The sequence below is a fragment of the Parerythrobacter aestuarii genome (genome assembly GCF_030140925.1).
GTDB classification, from domain to species: Bacteria; Pseudomonadota; Alphaproteobacteria; order Sphingomonadales; family Sphingomonadaceae; genus Parerythrobacter; species Parerythrobacter aestuarii.
Map to the genome: position 1 here is coordinate 2,634,883 of NZ_JARBWD010000001.1, position 14,155 is coordinate 2,649,037.

Consider the following 14,155-nt stretch of genomic DNA (forward strand, 5'->3'; position numbering starts at 1 on the left):
GCCCGGCGTCAAGCGGTCAATCCGCGTCAGAGCGATCTTCCGGGCGTTTCCGCCTGCGCCCAAGGCCAAACCTACCGACCAGCACGCCGGTCACGCCAAGCGCGAACAGCGCCCAGTTGGATGGTTCTGGCACACTCGTGCCGCCCGCAGCCACGGCTGGGGCGCCGGCGACGAGCAGCACGGCGGCGATCATGCGGTCCATGGGTTTGGTTAAGCAAGCTATGGGCCACTATCGCGGCATCCGCAGAACTCTGCCAAATCCATGGTTAACCAACTGTAACCGCATGTAAATGCTGTAATTTATCCCGACACTATATGCGGGCAGGCAGTCCGGCGGTGCGCAACGCGTCATGCGCCTCGGCAATGGTGTGGGTGCCGAAATGGAAGATCGAAGCTGCCAGCACGGCGCTGGCATGGCCTTCGGTCACGCCTTCGACGAGATGCTGCAAGGTGCCGACCCCGCCGCTCGCGATCACCGGTACGGAAACGCTGTCGGCGATGGTGCGGGTCAGCAGCAGGTCATAGCCGGCCTGCGTCCCGTCGCCATCCATGCTGGTGACGAGCAATTCGCCTGCACCCAGATCCGCGACCTGCTCGGCGAATTCGATGGCGTCGATCCCGGTGGGTTTGCGCCCTCCGTGGGTAAATATCTCCCAGCGGCAATTCCCCCCAACCGTTCGGGCTGAGCCTGTCGAAGCCCAGCCACCACGTTTCGCCTGCCCTTCGACAGGCTCAGGGCGAACGGAGGTTGGGACTCGTCTGGCATCGACACTCGCGACCACGCACTGGCTGCCGAACTTTTCCGCGATCTCGCGCACCAGCTCGGGCCGGGCCACCGCCGCGCTGTTGATCGCGACCTTGTCCGCGCCTGCCAGCAGCAGCGCGCGGGCATCCTCGACGCTGCGCACCCCGCCGCCGACGGTCAGCGGCATGAAGCACACTTCTGCCGTGCGCCGGACGATATCGAGCAGCGTCCCGCGCCCTTCATGGCTGGCGGAAATATCGAGGAAACACAGCTCGTCCGCCCCCACCGCATCATAGGCCCGCGCCTGCTCGACCGGGTCGCCCGCATCCTTCAGATCGACAAAGTTGACGCCCTTGACCACGCGGCCATCGGCGACGTCGAGACAGGGAATGACGCGGATCCGGACGGTCATGTCATTAGACCGAGATAAATCATTCGCAGACTGGCACCGCTCATCAACACGCTCATCAGGAAAAGGATCGCCGCGATTGCCCAATAATCGGGCTCTCCGCGATGGCCTACAAAGCCACGGATTTCCATTTTTCCCACCTTGCGCCCATGCCAGATTCCCACTGCAGGAATGCCCGCGAAGGCAAAGAACGCAAGGCCCGGCAGCAGAGAATTGTCGAAGGCTTCCTTCCACACAACCATTCCGAGAAGCCAGATTGCAAAAAACACCGTGCCGATGACGCCAAACGTGAGGATCAGCCTTTCAGCCTTGGCGTTCGCCTGAATAATCACGCTCTCGCCCCCATCGCTATCGCCGCAGCCAAGTCCAGCCGACCCTCGTAGAGCGCGCGCCCGGTAATCACGCCTTCAATCCCCTCATGCGCGTGCAGCGAGAGGACGTGGATGTCGTCCAGCCCCTTGACCCCGCCGCTGGCGATCACGGGGATATCGACCTGCCGCGCCAGCTCGACCGTGGCGTCGATATTGCAGCCCTTGAGCATCCCGTCGCGGCCGATATCGGTGAACAGCAGCGCGGCAACGCCCGCATCCTCGAACCGGCGGGCAAGATCGACCACCGGCACATCGGACACTTCGGCCCAGCCTTCGGTCGCGACCATGCCGTCCTTGGCATCGACTGCCACGACGATCCCGCCTTCATAAGCGCGCGCCATGTCCTTGACGAACTCGGGGTCCTTGAGCGCAGCCGAACCCATCACAATCCGCGCAACGCCGAGGTCGAACCAGCCCTCGACCGCTTCGCGCGTGCGGATGCCGCCGCCCAGCTGGACGTAGCCGGGGAAGGCTTCGACGATGGCTTCCACCGCTTCGCGGTTTTCCGCCCGCCCGGCGAAGCTGCCGTCGAGATCGACCACATGCAGGTGCTCCGCCCCCGCGTCCGCGAACAGCGTGGCCTGTGCGGCGGGGTTGTCGCCGTAGACGGTGGCGCGGTCCATATCGCCCTCGGCGAGGCGCACTACCTCGCCGCCCTTTAGGTCGATGGCAGGGAAGATGATCATGGGCGAGCGCTCCAGCGAAGGCGGGAGCCTCCGTCCGCAGGCAGTACCCTGGTGGCCTGAGGCCCCAGCCTTCGCTGGGGCTCGCAATTTGCAACTACACCCGCCATTCGAGGAACCTCTCCAACAGCCCCAGCCCATAGGCCTGGCTCTTCTCCGGGTGGAACTGCACGCCGACGATATTGTCGCGCGCGACCGCTGCGACCAGCCCGCCGCCGTGATCGGTCATGGCAAGGATGTCGTGCCCGTCATCGGCGTGGAAATGATAGGAATGGAGGAAATAGGCCTCGCCTTCCTCCACCAGCGCGTGACCCCTCGCATGGGGGGTGAGCGCAACATCGTTCCAGCCCATATGCGGGACCTTTACGCTCGGATCGGTCGGCTCGATCAACCGCACTTCACCCGGCACCCAGTCGAGCCCCGGCGTCTCCGCATGCTCCAGCCCGCGCGTGGCCAGCAATTGCATCCCCACACAGATACCGAGGAACGGCACGCCGCCCAGCAGCACGCGCTCTTCCAGCGCGTCGACCATGCCTTCGATGCTACGCAGGCCTTCCGCGCACGCCTTGAACGAGCCGACACCCGGCAGCACCACGCGATCCGCCTTGCGGACGAGGTCAGGATTGTGGGTGACCTTCACGCCATGCGCACCCGCAGCTTTCAATGCGTTGTGAACTGAATGCAGGTTGCCCGCGCCGTAGTCGATCAGCGCGATCCTCTCAGCCACCCAGCTGGCCTTTCGTCGAAGGGATCGCCCCGCCCTTGCGCGGATCGGTCTCCACCGCCTGCCGCATCGCCCGGGCGAAACCCTTGTAGATGCTCTCGCAGATATGGTGGTTGTTGGAGCCGTAGAGCAACTCGACATGCAGCGTGATGCCGCAGGCCTGCGCGACGGAATGGAACCAGTGCTCGATCAGCTCGGTGTCCCATTCGCCGAGCTTTTCTTGCGTGAAGCCGGCTTTCCATACGATATAGGGCCGCCCGGAGATATCCAGCGCCACCCGCGCCAGCGTCTCGTCCATCGGCGAATAGGCGGTGCCGTAGCGACCGATCCCGCCCTTGTCGCCGAGCGCTTCGTTCAGCGCCTGGCCGAGCGCGATGGCGCTGTCTTCAGTGGTGTGATGCTGGTCGACATGCAAATCGCCGTCGACCTTCATGGTGACGTCGATCAGCGAATGCTTGGAAAACTGCTCGACCATGTGGTCGAGGAAGCCGATTCCGGTGGAAACGTCATATTTTCCGGTCCCGTCGAGGTTCACCTCGATCAGGATCTTCGTTTCTGCGGTATTGCGTTCGATTCTGCCGGTTCGCATGGGCGCGGGCTATAGCTTTCAGTGGCGGATAGGCAAGCATTCTGCGCTTGACCGCAGCCCCGGCTGTCGCCACCTAGGCGCCATGAGCGAGGACACCCCCGACAGTCTCATTCCCTACGACGAGATCGTACAGGAAGCCCTGCGCGCCGTGGTTGGCCGCGTGCTGGGGGAAATCCAGCAAGGCGGCGGCGAATTGCCTGGCAGCCACCACTTCTACATTACCTTCAAGACCGGTGCGCCCGAAGTCTCGATCCCGCCGCATCTTTCCGAGCGATTCCCTGACGAGATGACCATCGTCCTGCAGAACAAGTTCTGGGACCTCGAAGTGACCGACCAGGGCTTTTCCGTCGGCCTCAGCTTCAACCAGGTGCCCGCGCACCTGCAGATCCCGTTTTCCGCCATTACCGCCTTCGTCGATCCGGCAGTTGATTTCGGGCTGCAGTTCCAGGCCACTGTCGCCGACATGGCACCGGAAGTGCATGAAGACCCGGAAAACGACGAGACCCCCAATGGCGATGGGGATGGTGACGGATCCAATGTCGTGACGGTCGATTTCGGCCGCAAGAAGTAATGGCCCGGCGCAAGCGTCTCCCTGCCAAGACCGATGCTGCCAAAGAGGGTAATGCTCCCGACCCGGCAACCAACCTCATCATGGCGGATATCGCTCTGCGTGCCGGCAGCTACCTCCTTCGTAGCGCGGTCGAACGCAGCATGCTGCGGGGTCGCTATGGCAAGGATGTCGCCAAGGACGTGCTGCAGAACCGGAGCGTGAAGCAAAATCTCGCCGCTTTCGCTGCAGCGAAGGTCGCCACACGTTCTGTCCCCGGTGCAGCCATCGTGGGCGGCGGGATCGCGCTAAAGAAGCTGTTCGATCTCAGCCAGCAACGCCGCCTGCGCCTCAGCGGCCAGAAGGCTGAAAAGGAACAGGCTGGCGAAGACTAAGCCTTCAAGGCTTGATTTCTCGCTGCCGAGCGGTGCAAAGGCCCCCATGGCCGCACGTACTCCCCACGACCAGTCCGATGCCCTCAACCGCCGCGGGCTCCTGTTTATCCTCTCTTCGCCCTCCGGCGCAGGCAAGACCACGATCAGCCACATGTTGTTGGGCGCAGACGACGCCATCCAGCTCTCCGTCTCCGCCACCACCCGCCCGCCGCGCGCGGGCGAAATCGACGGCATCGACTATCACTTCGTCAGCAACGCAAAGTTCGACGAAATGATCGAGAAGGATGATTTCTACGAATGGGCCGAAGTCTTCGGCAATCGTTATGGCACGCCAAAGGGCTATATCCGTAAGGGCCTGAAGGAAGGGCAGGACTTCCTGTTCGATATCGACTGGCAGGGCACCCAGCAGCTGAAGCAGAAAGATGACCAGGATGTCGTCACCGTCTTTATCCTGCCGCCGAGCCTCGACGAACTGCGCCACCGGCTGGAAACCCGCGCCACTGACAGCGAAGACGTGATCGACCGGCGGATGGATCGCGCCCGGGGCGAGATCAGCCACTGGGCGGAATATGACTATGTCGTGATCAACGACGACGTCGATGCCTGTTTCGTCAAGGTGCGCGAGATCCTGCACGCTGAACGCATGAAACGGACGCGGCAGACCGGGCTGATCCCGTTCGTGCGCGGGTTGATGAGCTAGCCTGCGTCCGTGGGCTAAGCAGTCATGGCCGTGGCGTTGCCGGCCTCTGTCCACACTCGCAATTGCTCGGCCGACATCGGCCGGCTCAACAGGAAGCCCTGGATGCTCCGGCATCCTTCGCGGCGCAGGATTTCCAGCTGCTGCTCGTCTTCCACGCCTTCAGCCAGCGTTTCCATTCCCAGCGCCTCTGCCAGCGTAGTGATCGCCCGGATGATTGCGTGCCCGTTTTCGCCGCTGGCAAGGTCGGTGACGAAGCTGCGGTCGATCTTGACCTTGTCGAACGGGAAAGAGCGCAAGTAGCTGAGCGAGGAATAGCCCGTGCCGAAATCGTCGAGCGCGATACGCACGCCCAGATTGCGCAGCTGGTGCAGGATCGCCATGGTCTTCTCGACTTGGGCGATGAAGATGCTCTCCGTGATCTCCAGCTCGAGCCGGTTGGGCGCGATGCCCGACGAGGCAATGGCATTGAGGATCTTCGACACCAGTTCAGGCGAGCTGAATTGCTTGGGCGAGATGTTGACCGCCACCGCGAGGTCTTCGTCCCACTGGCTGGCCTGATGGCAAGCCTCGCGGATGACCCATTCCCCGATCGGCAGGATCAGCCCGGTCTCCTCGGCCAGCGGAATGAAGTCCACAGGAGAGACCAAGCCCTTGACCGGATGATTCCAGCGGATCAGCGCTTCGAAACCTTTGAGCCGTTCTTCGGTCAGGCTGTAGAGCGGCTGGAAGTAGAGTTCGAATTCGCCTTCGCTGATGGCCTTGCGGAGGTCGAGTTCCATCTGCCGGCGCAGGCGAGCCTGCTCGTCGAGCGAAGGCTCGAAGAAGTGATAGCAGGACTTGCCTTCATGCTTCGCCCGGTACAGCGCCAGGTCGGCATGCTTCATCAGCGTGACGCCGTCCGCGCCATCGGCAGGCGCGATCGCGATGCCGAGGCTGGCCGAGCAGTCCGCCTTCTGCCCTTCGATTTCGATATCGCGCATGAAGCAGGACTGGACCGTGCGAGCGATCGTGTTGAGATCGTCATCCGGGGCGATCCCGTCGATCAATATCGCAAACTCGTCACCGCCCAGCCGGGCGATGGTCGCATCCGCCAGGTCTTCGCGCAGGAAGTCGGCCACGTTCTTCAGCAAGGCGTCGCCCGCCGGATGGCCTAAGGTGTCGTTGACGACCTTGAAATCGTCGAGGTCGGCATAGACCACCATGACCTGCCCCTCGCCCTTGCGCCGCGCCATGGACAGCGTCAGTTGCTCAACGAACAGCTTGCGATTGGGCAGGTTGGTCAGCCCGTCATGCAGGCCGACATGGACGATTTCCTTCTCGCGCTCGTCGATCGCTTCGATCATGGCGTTGAAGCTTCCGGCCAGGCGGCCGATCTCGTCGTCGGTGTCGACAGTGACTTCGACCCGCTCGCCGGCGCTGACGAGCCGGGTTGCTTCGTCGAGCTTGCGCAGCGGCGCAGTCATGGTTTTGGCGACACGCCAGCTGAGCGCTACCACCAGCAGCAATCCGGCGACGGCCAGCGCTGCCAGCAGCCAGCGTATGCCGGAGTATTCGGCCAGTGCGCGGGTCAGCGAATGCTTCAGCACCAGTTGCGGGCTGAGGTCTTCCTGCAGCGATGGCAGTTCCGACACGCGATAGAGCATGCGCTCGCCCTCGGCCCGTTCGAACACTGCGCCAAGGGGCGCGTCAGCGATGGTCGCCGGCAGGCTGGCGCGGCGCAGGACCGAAGCGTCGAGATCGATCGCAGCAAGCTCCACCAGGCGTGCCAGTGCTGCCTCGTCGAGCGGCTGCGTCACGACCAGCCAGCCAACCAGGTCGGGCACTTCGATCGGCGATGCAGCGGCCAGCGCGAGCTGGTCTCCCTGCATGATGACGCCGTACTTCCGGCCTTCGTCGAGGGCGCTCCACAGGCCCATCGGGTTAGGCATGGCATCGCCGGTAGAACCGGTAAGCGAGGCATCGTAGCCAACAACGAAAGCGGCGCTGCTGCCCGAACGCTCGCGCAGGCTATCCAGAGCGCTGGAAATGGTCGGACGGTCGTTGGTAGCTACCGCTTCACGAAAGCCGAAATCGCGCGAAAGGACGTCGGTCGAGCTGCGCATCTGGCGCGCGCGCAGGTCGAGTATCTCATCGAACACCCGCGCATTGGCGGCCAGGTCGCGCGTCGTGGCATTCTCTGCGAAACGACCAATGCCCTGCCCGACAATAACCATGATCGTAGCGAGCACGACGGCAAACAGCGCTGCGTAGAGCGCTGCCATGCGCAGCTTCAGCGAGCCGAAGCGCAGCATGTCGATGCGACCGATGGCCGTCACCGCAATTTCACCTTGTACTTGCGCGACAGGCCGCCATCGAGCGAAACGGTGTAGCGCACTTCATTGCCCGGTGCCCTTAGGCGCGGATGCCAGATTGTGACGGTAGCACTGCCGCCGGGCACTGCGGAGATGTTGGCGATACCATTGCCATTGGTCTTGGCCGCATAGGGCGTGTCCACCACCCGGACATAACCGCGCATGTTGTCATGGATATTGCAGCCAAGCGCGGCCGAACCGGCGACGTCGAAACGCTGGGCCCGGGTCTGGTCGCGGCCATAAAGATCGATCTCGAAGCGAGCGATCTTGGAGAAGCTGTAGATGCTGTGACGAACCCGGTCGAGATTGGGAAACGCTACGGTCGAACCCTTGGCCACGATCAGCGTGCCGGGCGTGAACTGCAGGTTCTTCTGCGCCATCGCGGCGCGCCAGGGAAAGCCTGAGGGAGACCTTGCGCCCCCTGCCGGGGTGATTTCCACGACGGCATCGCGGATCGGCAAGCCACGCTCGTCGACGACCTGTACACGCGCAGAACCATTGCCGGCCGCAAGCAGGTGCGCGGCAGGAACAGCGAGGCCTAGGCATGCCAGGAAGATCGCGAGCAGTCTCACGACCGTGGCAATTAGGAGAGAAACCTTAATGAACCCCTCAGACAAGGCGAATGGGTGGAATTAGCGCGGCCTTAACCATGCGATCCTATGTCGCTGAGAATGAAGCGAGTTCCAGCCCTTGCCATCATGACCATCGGCCTTGCGTTCGGCCCGGTGGCTGCCTTCGCGCAGGACAGCGATGTCAGCTCTCCAGTGGAGAGTGAGAAGACCGTATTTGAAGGCGGGAAACTGCTGCTGACCAATGCCGTCAGCTCTGTGGAAGGTGCCAGCGGAGGCGGCATCGCCACCTGGGCCACGATCGGCGGGCTCGAAACCAACAGCGGGATCGGGCTGACCGGCCATGTGACGTTGATCGAGTTGCCCGACTACGGTTGGCAGAGCCACGGCATCGCCCTCGGCATCGGCAACCGGGTCGAGCTCTCCTACGCCAGGCAGAATTTCGACACCCGCGATGTGGGTGCGGCGCTCGGTCTCGGTCAGGGCTTCACATTCAATCAGGACGTATTCGGGGCCAAGGTCCGTCTCGCGGGCGACCTCGTGTATGGCGATCCGCTGGTCCCGCAGATCAGTGTCGGTGTCCAGCATAAGCGCAGCCGCGATGCGGCGATCGTGCAGGCGGTCGGGGCGGACAGCGCCAATGGCACCGATGTCTTCGTCAGCGCATCCAAGCTGTTCCTGTCGCACAGCGTCCTTGCCTCGGCGACACTTCGCTACACATCCGGGAACCAGGGCGGCCTGCTCGGCTTCGGCAATGTCACTGACGACGACCGCGAGTTGCAGTTCGAAGGCTCGATCGCCTACCAGCTCTCGCGCCGGGCCGTGATCGGAGCAGAGTTTCGCAGCAAGCCAGACAATCTCGGGCTCGGCGAGGACGACTGGATGGATGTCTTCGCCGCCTATGCCGTGAGCGACAACATCACGCTGACGGCGGCCTATGCCGACCTCGGCTCCATCGCTACTTTCGACAACCAGCGCGGCGGCTTCCTTTCCGCCCAGATCGCATTCTGATCGCGCGTCCGGCCACGACACCAGGATCCAGCTCCATGTTCCTCCTCCCCCTCGCTTTGCTTGCCATGCAGGAAACCCCGCCGCCAGACATCGACTGGGACAAGGAATTCGGGGTCGAGGAAGAAGTCCGCGACCCGGAGACCGGCGAACTCCCTGTCGATCCTTACGAACAGAGCAATGCCAATGCCGGGGCCAGGCAGTTCTCCGGCACGAAGATGGCGGAGCTGTTCGGCGGGCAGGATGGCATCCGCCGCATTGCCGAACGCACGGTTGACCTCTCCCGCGAAGACCCGCGCATCGCGGAAATCTTCGTCGCGCATGACATGGTGCGGTTGAAGCGAACCCTGTTCGAACAGTTCTGCTACATCCTCAACGCCGGATGCGACTACACCGGCCGCGACATGGCGAAGGCGCATGACGGCATGGGCGTGGAAAAGCGCGACCTCAATGCGCTGGTCGAGAACCTGCAGCAGGCCATGCGCGAAGAAGGCATACCCTTCGCCGCCCAGAACCGCTTCCTTGCCAAGCTGGCCCCGATGTCGAAGGACGTTGTCACGCGCTAGCTTGCCTGTGGTCCCGTCATCGACCAACGGGTTCGATCCGTCGGTTGCATCAGGACTTGATAAACCACCTCAAGCAAGATGACTTTATCGCTTCGGCTGCTATGGCCATCCATAAGGCACGCGAGAGAGGATAAGCCGTGAGGTCGCCAGATACATTGCCGGAAACAGGTCACGCTACGAGTGAGGTCACGCCGGAAAGCTTCGATCCACGCCGGCTCGCGCGCGAGCTGAAGCCGTTCTACGAACCCCGTACAGCGCGCAGCTGGATCGAGCTGGCGATCACGCTTGTGCCCTTCATTGCCGTGTTCGGTACAATCTTGTTCGCCATAGATGCAGGCTATTGGATCGCGCTACTTCTGGCACCTATCGCCGGGCTGCTCTTGCTGCGGCTGTTCATTATCCAGCACGATTGCGGCCACGGTGCGTTCATGCGCCGCCGCGGGATCAACGACTGGCTGGGGCGCGCACTCGGCGTGCTCACGCTGACGCCATATGATTGCTGGCGCCGCAGCCACGCGCTGCACCACGCCGCCACCGGAAATCTCGATGCCCGCGGGTTTGGCGATGTCGATACGCTGACAGTGCGCGAGTATCTGGAAGGCAGCCGCTGGCAGCGGATATTTTATCGCACCTACCGGCATCCGGTGGTGCTGCTGGGCCTGGGCCCGGCCTACCTGTTCCTGCTCCGCCACCGCCTGCCGATCGGGCTCATGACCGCGGGCAAGGAATACTGGATCAGCGCCATGGCGACCAATGCCGTGATCGCCACGATCCTCGGCGGGCTCATCTGGGCCTTCGGTATCGGTGCCGTGTCGGCAGTGTTTTTCCCGGTGTTGCTGACAGCTGCCAGCATGGGAGTTTGGTTGTTCTACATCCAGCACCAGTTCGAAGACGCGCATTGGGACCAGCGCGAGGATTGGGAATTCCATGAAGCAGCCCTCGCGGGCAGCAGTTACCTCGACCTGCCGGCACCGCTCCGTTGGTTCACCGGCAATATCGGGATCCACCACATCCACCACCTGGCCAGCCGAATCCCGTTCTACCGCTTGCCGGAAGCGCTGCGGGCGCACCCGCGCCTGGCCGAGCTCAACCGCTTCACAATGCGCCAGACCTTCAAGCCCTTGGCGCTCGCGCTGTGGGACGAACAACAACGCAAGCTGGTGACTTTCCGCGAGGCGAAGCGGCTGGCTGCCTAGCAGCTACAATCATGAGCAAACGAAAAAGGCCGCCGGATTGCTCCTGCGGCCTTTCTTGTTCTTGCAGCCCCCTTGGAACTACCTGCCCGACGGATCGACGAAGTTCCCTGCCCCGACATTGGCGTTCACTACACCTCCGTCGATCGCCAGCGTGGTGCCAACAACATAGTCACCGGCACGGCTGAGCAGGTAAATCGCACCTGCCGCCATATCTTCGGTCACGCCAACACGGCCGGATGGAATACCGCGAGCCGATGCTTCCGGATTGTCGCGCGCGGCGCGGTTCATGGCGCTGGGGAAAGCGCCCGGGCCGATGCCGTTGACGACGATATTGTCGCGCACCAGCTCGGCCGCCATCCGGCGGGTCAGGTGGATGAGACCGGCCTTGGACGCCTGGTAAGGGTAGGTCGGCCACGGGTTCGATTTCATGCCATCGATACTGGCGATCATCAGCACCTTGGCCGGACGCTCGGGCGTCGCTGCCGCCTTGAGCAGCGGGTAGAGCTTCTGGGTCAGGAAGAACGGCGTCTTCACGTTGAGGTCCATCGTCCGGTCCCAGCCTGCCTCAGTGAACTCGGCAAAGGGCTCGCCCCAGGCCGCACCGGCATTGTTGACCAGCAGGTCGAGCTTGTCCTCACGGCTGGCGATCTCGTCAGCCAGCTGCTGGATGCCTTCGACCTGGCTCAAGTCTCCAGTCAGGCCAATGACCTTGTCACCCAGTTCGGCGGCTGTCTCGTCAACCTGTTCCTTCTTGCGGGCAACGATGTAGACACGTTCGCAGCCGGCTTCGAGCAAGCCCTCGACGATCATCTTGCCGATGCCGCGCGAACCACCCGTTACCAGCGCGACGCGGCCTTGCAGACCGAACAGGTCCTGTAGGTTCATCATAATTTCTCTCCCGCTCAGTATCCGCTGAGCTCGGCCACGCGGTTGGCGTGGTAATAAGCGTCACCGAGGAACTCCTGCAGCGCGCGGTCGCGCTTCATGTAGAGCCCGATGTCGTATTCGTCGGTCATGCCGATCCCGCCGTGCATCTGCACGCCTTCGCGAACGGCAAGCCCGGCGGTGGTGGCAACCTTGGCCTTGGCAACCGACGCCATCAGCGAGGCCTGCTCGCTGCCGGCATCGAGCAGCTGCTGGGCCTTGATGGTGGCGGCACGGGCAATCTCGACTTCGGAATAAAGATGCGCGGCGCGGTGCTGCAGCGCCTGGAACTCGCCGATGACCTTGCCGAACTGCTTGCGCTGCTTGATGTAGTCGACAGTCATGTCCATCGCCCCGCGCGCGACACCAACGCCTTCGCTGGCGCTGCCAACACGGCCAGCATCGAGCATGGCATTGAGCACGGCGCGGCCATTGTCGACTTCACCGATCACGGCATCGCCGTCGAGCTCGACCCCGTCGAACTTCGTATGCGTTGCCATCGAGCTGTCGACCAGCCGCACCGCAGCGTGGCTCATGTTGGCAGCGTCCTTGGGCACGGCGAACAGGGTGATGCCATCTTCGTCGCTGTCCGAGCCTGAGGTGCGCGCGGCAACCACCAGCATGTCGGCGCTGCCGCCGTAGACCACGAAGTCCTTCTGGCCGCTGAGTTTGAAACCGTTACCTGAACGTTCGGCCCGGCACTGAATGCTTTCGGGCCGATGCTTGGGGCCTTCGTCGATGGCGACCGCGAACACGCTCTTGCCTTCGACCAGGCCAGGCAAATAGCGGCCGCGCATATCGTCGCTGCTATGCTTGAGCGCGGTGGCGGCGAGAACCGAGGAGGTGAGGAAAGGCGACGGCGTGAGGTTACGCCCGATCTCCTCCAGCACGATCCCGGCTTCGACATGGCCCATGCCCATGCCGCCATCGTCCTCGCCGACGAGGATGCCGGTGAAGCCCATTTCGCCGAACTGTTCCCACAGCCCGTGACCGAAGCCGTCCTTGCAATCGCGGTCACGCCAGTGGCGCAGCTGCTTCGCGATGCTACCTTCCTCGGCCATGAACTGGCTGGCGGTCTCGGCCAGCATCGCCTGATCGTCGTCGTGATACAGTGGCATGGATCAGGCTCCCGGCAGTTCGAGGATGCGTTTGGAAATGACGTTGAGCATGACTTCGCTCGTTCCGCCTTCGATCGAGTTGGCCTTGGTGCGCAGCCAGTTGCGCGCAGGCTTGCCGCCCTCGGTCTCGTCGCTGTCCCACTCCAGTGCGCGGCTGCCGCCAGCGCTCATGATCAGCTCGTTGCGGGTCTTGTTGAGCTCGGTCCCGGCGTATTTCATCATGTTCGGCTGCGCGGGGTGCGCCTTGCCGACCTTGATTTCGTCGAGGAACTTCTCGCTCATCGCGGTGAAGGCCAGCGCGTCGACATCGAACATCGCGATCTCGGCGCGCAGCACCGGGTCGAGCGTCGTGTGGCGGCTCATCGCCGCGCCCAGCGACGTGGCGCGATCACCACCGCCGGTAGCGGAAATCATCTCGCGCTCATGCCCGAGCAGGTACTTGGCAACATCCCACCCGCGGTTGATCTCGCCGACGTAGCCGGGAATGTCTTCGCCATAGCTCTTTGGCACTGTCACATCGTCGAAGAAGGTTTCGCAGAACGGGCTGTTGCCGCTGATCAGCAGGATCGGCTTGGTCGACACGCCGGTGCTGGCCATGTCGTAGAGCATAAAGGTAATGCCCTGGTACTTGTTGGCCTTGTCTGTGCGGACGAGGCAGAAAATCCAGTCGGCCTTGTCGGCATAGGAGGTCCAGATCTTCTGGCCGTTGACCACCCAGTGGTCGCCCTTGTCTTCGCCGAAGGTCTGCAGGGAAACAAGGTCCGAACCAGAACCTGGCTCCGAATAGCCCTGGCACCAGCGGATTTCACCGCGGGCGATTTCGTTGAGGAAGCGCTGCTTCTGGCCTTCGGTGCCGAAGTGGAGCAGCGCCGGGCCGAGCATCCAGATGCCGAAGCTGGAGAGCGGCGGACGCGCATTGATCGCCGCCATTTCCTCGCGCAGGACCTTGGCCTCTGCCGGGCTCAGGCCCGCGCCACCATATTCCTTGGGCCATGCGGGAACGGTGTAGCCCTTCTCCACGCAGGCTTCGAACCACGCCTTCTGCGCGTCGCTCTTGAAGGTGGCGTTGCGTCCACCCCAGTAGATATCGTCTTCGTCGCGCACCGGCTCGCGCATTTCGGCGGGGCAGTTCGCCTCCAGCCAGGCGCGGGTTTCGCTGCGGAAAGTCTCAAGATCGGACATGTTCCGACTCCTCTCATCGTCTCGAACTTGACGCTTACGGTAAGGGGATTCGTACCCATGCTGCAAGCACCGTTTGTC

Annotated in this window: 17 protein-coding genes; 6 read left to right on the forward strand and 11 right to left on the reverse strand. The window is 63.0% G+C overall.

Going from position 1 to position 14,155, the window contains the following annotated elements; all coding sequences use genetic code 11:
* Nucleotides 1-16: 16 nt before the first annotated feature.
* The 6 genes from QPW08_RS12825 to hisB form a co-directional block, all read right to left on the reverse strand.
* Nucleotides 17-202, reverse strand: a complete 186-nt coding sequence (locus tag QPW08_RS12825; RefSeq protein ID WP_284126204.1) for a PEP-CTERM sorting domain-containing protein — start codon at nucleotides 200-202, stop codon at nucleotides 17-19.
* Nucleotides 203-311: 109 nt separating this feature from the next.
* Nucleotides 312-1,157, reverse strand: coding sequence for an imidazole glycerol phosphate synthase subunit HisF (gene hisF, locus QPW08_RS12830; protein ID WP_284126205.1), 846 nt, complete (start codon nucleotides 1,155-1,157; stop codon nucleotides 312-314).
* A complete protein-coding gene (locus QPW08_RS12835; RefSeq protein WP_284126206.1) occupies nucleotides 1,154-1,486 on the reverse strand; it encodes a hypothetical protein in 333 nt (110 codons plus the stop codon). The genes hisF and QPW08_RS12835 overlap by 4 nt, the downstream gene beginning before the upstream one ends.
* A complete protein-coding gene (hisA, locus tag QPW08_RS12840) occupies nucleotides 1,483-2,211 on the reverse strand; it encodes a 1-(5-phosphoribosyl)-5-[(5-phosphoribosylamino)methylideneamino]imidazole-4-carboxamide isomerase (RefSeq protein WP_284126207.1) in 729 nt (242 codons plus the stop codon). The genes QPW08_RS12835 and hisA overlap by 4 nt, the downstream gene beginning before the upstream one ends.
* 94 nt (nucleotides 2,212-2,305) lie before the next feature.
* Nucleotides 2,306-2,935, reverse strand: a complete 630-nt coding sequence (gene hisH, locus QPW08_RS12845) for an imidazole glycerol phosphate synthase subunit HisH (protein WP_284126208.1) — start codon at nucleotides 2,933-2,935, stop codon at nucleotides 2,306-2,308.
* Nucleotides 2,928-3,521 (reverse strand): imidazoleglycerol-phosphate dehydratase HisB, encoded by a 594-nt coding sequence (gene hisB, locus QPW08_RS12850; RefSeq protein ID WP_284126209.1) that lies wholly within the window; start codon nucleotides 3,519-3,521, stop codon nucleotides 2,928-2,930. Before hisB ends, hisH begins: the two co-directional genes overlap by 8 nt.
* An 82-nt stretch (nucleotides 3,522-3,603) precedes the next feature.
* On the opposite strand from hisB, the gene QPW08_RS12855 reads away from it, so the two are divergent.
* From QPW08_RS12855 to gmk, 3 genes are read left to right on the forward strand one after another with little or no spacing between them, the layout of a single operon-like run.
* On the forward strand, nucleotides 3,604-4,092 hold the full coding sequence (locus QPW08_RS12855; protein ID WP_284126210.1) for an SspB family protein: 489 nt from the start codon (nucleotides 3,604-3,606) through the stop codon (nucleotides 4,090-4,092).
* Nucleotides 4,092-4,463, forward strand: coding sequence for a hypothetical protein (locus tag QPW08_RS12860; protein WP_284126211.1), 372 nt, complete (start codon nucleotides 4,092-4,094; stop codon nucleotides 4,461-4,463). Before QPW08_RS12855 ends, QPW08_RS12860 begins: the two co-directional genes overlap by 1 nt.
* Before the next feature lie 46 nt (nucleotides 4,464-4,509).
* Nucleotides 4,510-5,163 (forward strand): guanylate kinase, encoded by a 654-nt coding sequence (gene gmk, locus QPW08_RS12865; RefSeq protein WP_284126212.1) that lies wholly within the window; start codon nucleotides 4,510-4,512, stop codon nucleotides 5,161-5,163.
* 14 nt (nucleotides 5,164-5,177) lie between these two features.
* On the opposite strand, the gene QPW08_RS12870 is transcribed toward gmk, so the two are convergent.
* Both QPW08_RS12870 and QPW08_RS12875 read right to left on the reverse strand, forming a co-directional pair.
* The gene (locus tag QPW08_RS12870; RefSeq protein WP_284126213.1) at nucleotides 5,178-7,478 is read right to left on the reverse strand and encodes a putative bifunctional diguanylate cyclase/phosphodiesterase; all 2,301 of its coding nucleotides are present in this window, start codon (nucleotides 7,476-7,478) and stop codon (nucleotides 5,178-5,180) included.
* Nucleotides 7,475-8,086, reverse strand: a complete 612-nt coding sequence (locus QPW08_RS12875; RefSeq protein WP_284126214.1) for a cupredoxin domain-containing protein — start codon at nucleotides 8,084-8,086, stop codon at nucleotides 7,475-7,477. The genes QPW08_RS12870 and QPW08_RS12875 overlap by 4 nt, the downstream gene beginning before the upstream one ends.
* 99 nt (nucleotides 8,087-8,185) lie before the next feature.
* Between QPW08_RS12875 and QPW08_RS12880 the strand changes: the two genes are divergently transcribed.
* From QPW08_RS12880 to QPW08_RS12890, 3 genes are all read left to right on the forward strand, one after another.
* Nucleotides 8,186-9,094, forward strand: a complete 909-nt coding sequence (locus QPW08_RS12880) for a DUF3034 family protein (RefSeq protein WP_284126215.1) — start codon at nucleotides 8,186-8,188, stop codon at nucleotides 9,092-9,094.
* A 35-nt stretch (nucleotides 9,095-9,129) separates the two neighbouring features.
* A complete protein-coding gene (locus QPW08_RS12885; protein ID WP_284126216.1) occupies nucleotides 9,130-9,657 on the forward strand; it encodes a group I truncated hemoglobin in 528 nt (175 codons plus the stop codon).
* A 137-nt stretch (nucleotides 9,658-9,794) separates the two neighbouring features.
* Entirely contained in the window at nucleotides 9,795-10,853 is a 1,059-nt protein-coding gene (locus QPW08_RS12890) for a fatty acid desaturase (protein ID WP_284126217.1), read from the forward strand.
* Nucleotides 10,854-10,931: 78 nt separating this feature from the next.
* Here the strand turns inward: QPW08_RS12890 and QPW08_RS12895 are convergent, their stop codons facing one another.
* The 3 genes from QPW08_RS12895 to QPW08_RS12905 are packed head-to-tail and all read right to left on the reverse strand — an operon-like array spanning nucleotide 10,932 to nucleotide 14,077.
* A complete protein-coding gene (locus tag QPW08_RS12895; RefSeq protein ID WP_284126353.1) occupies nucleotides 10,932-11,738 on the reverse strand; it encodes an SDR family NAD(P)-dependent oxidoreductase in 807 nt (268 codons plus the stop codon).
* Nucleotides 11,739-11,755: 17 nt separating this feature from the next.
* Nucleotides 11,756-12,895 carry an acyl-CoA dehydrogenase family protein gene (locus QPW08_RS12900; protein WP_284126218.1) on the reverse strand — a complete coding sequence of 380 codons (1,140 nt, stop codon included), beginning with the start codon at nucleotides 12,893-12,895 and terminating at the stop codon, nucleotides 11,756-11,758.
* A 3-nt stretch (nucleotides 12,896-12,898) separates the two neighbouring features.
* On the reverse strand, nucleotides 12,899-14,077 hold the full coding sequence (locus QPW08_RS12905) for an acyl-CoA dehydrogenase family protein (protein WP_284126219.1): 1,179 nt from the start codon (nucleotides 14,075-14,077) through the stop codon (nucleotides 12,899-12,901).
* Nucleotides 14,078-14,155: the final 78 nt, after the last annotated feature.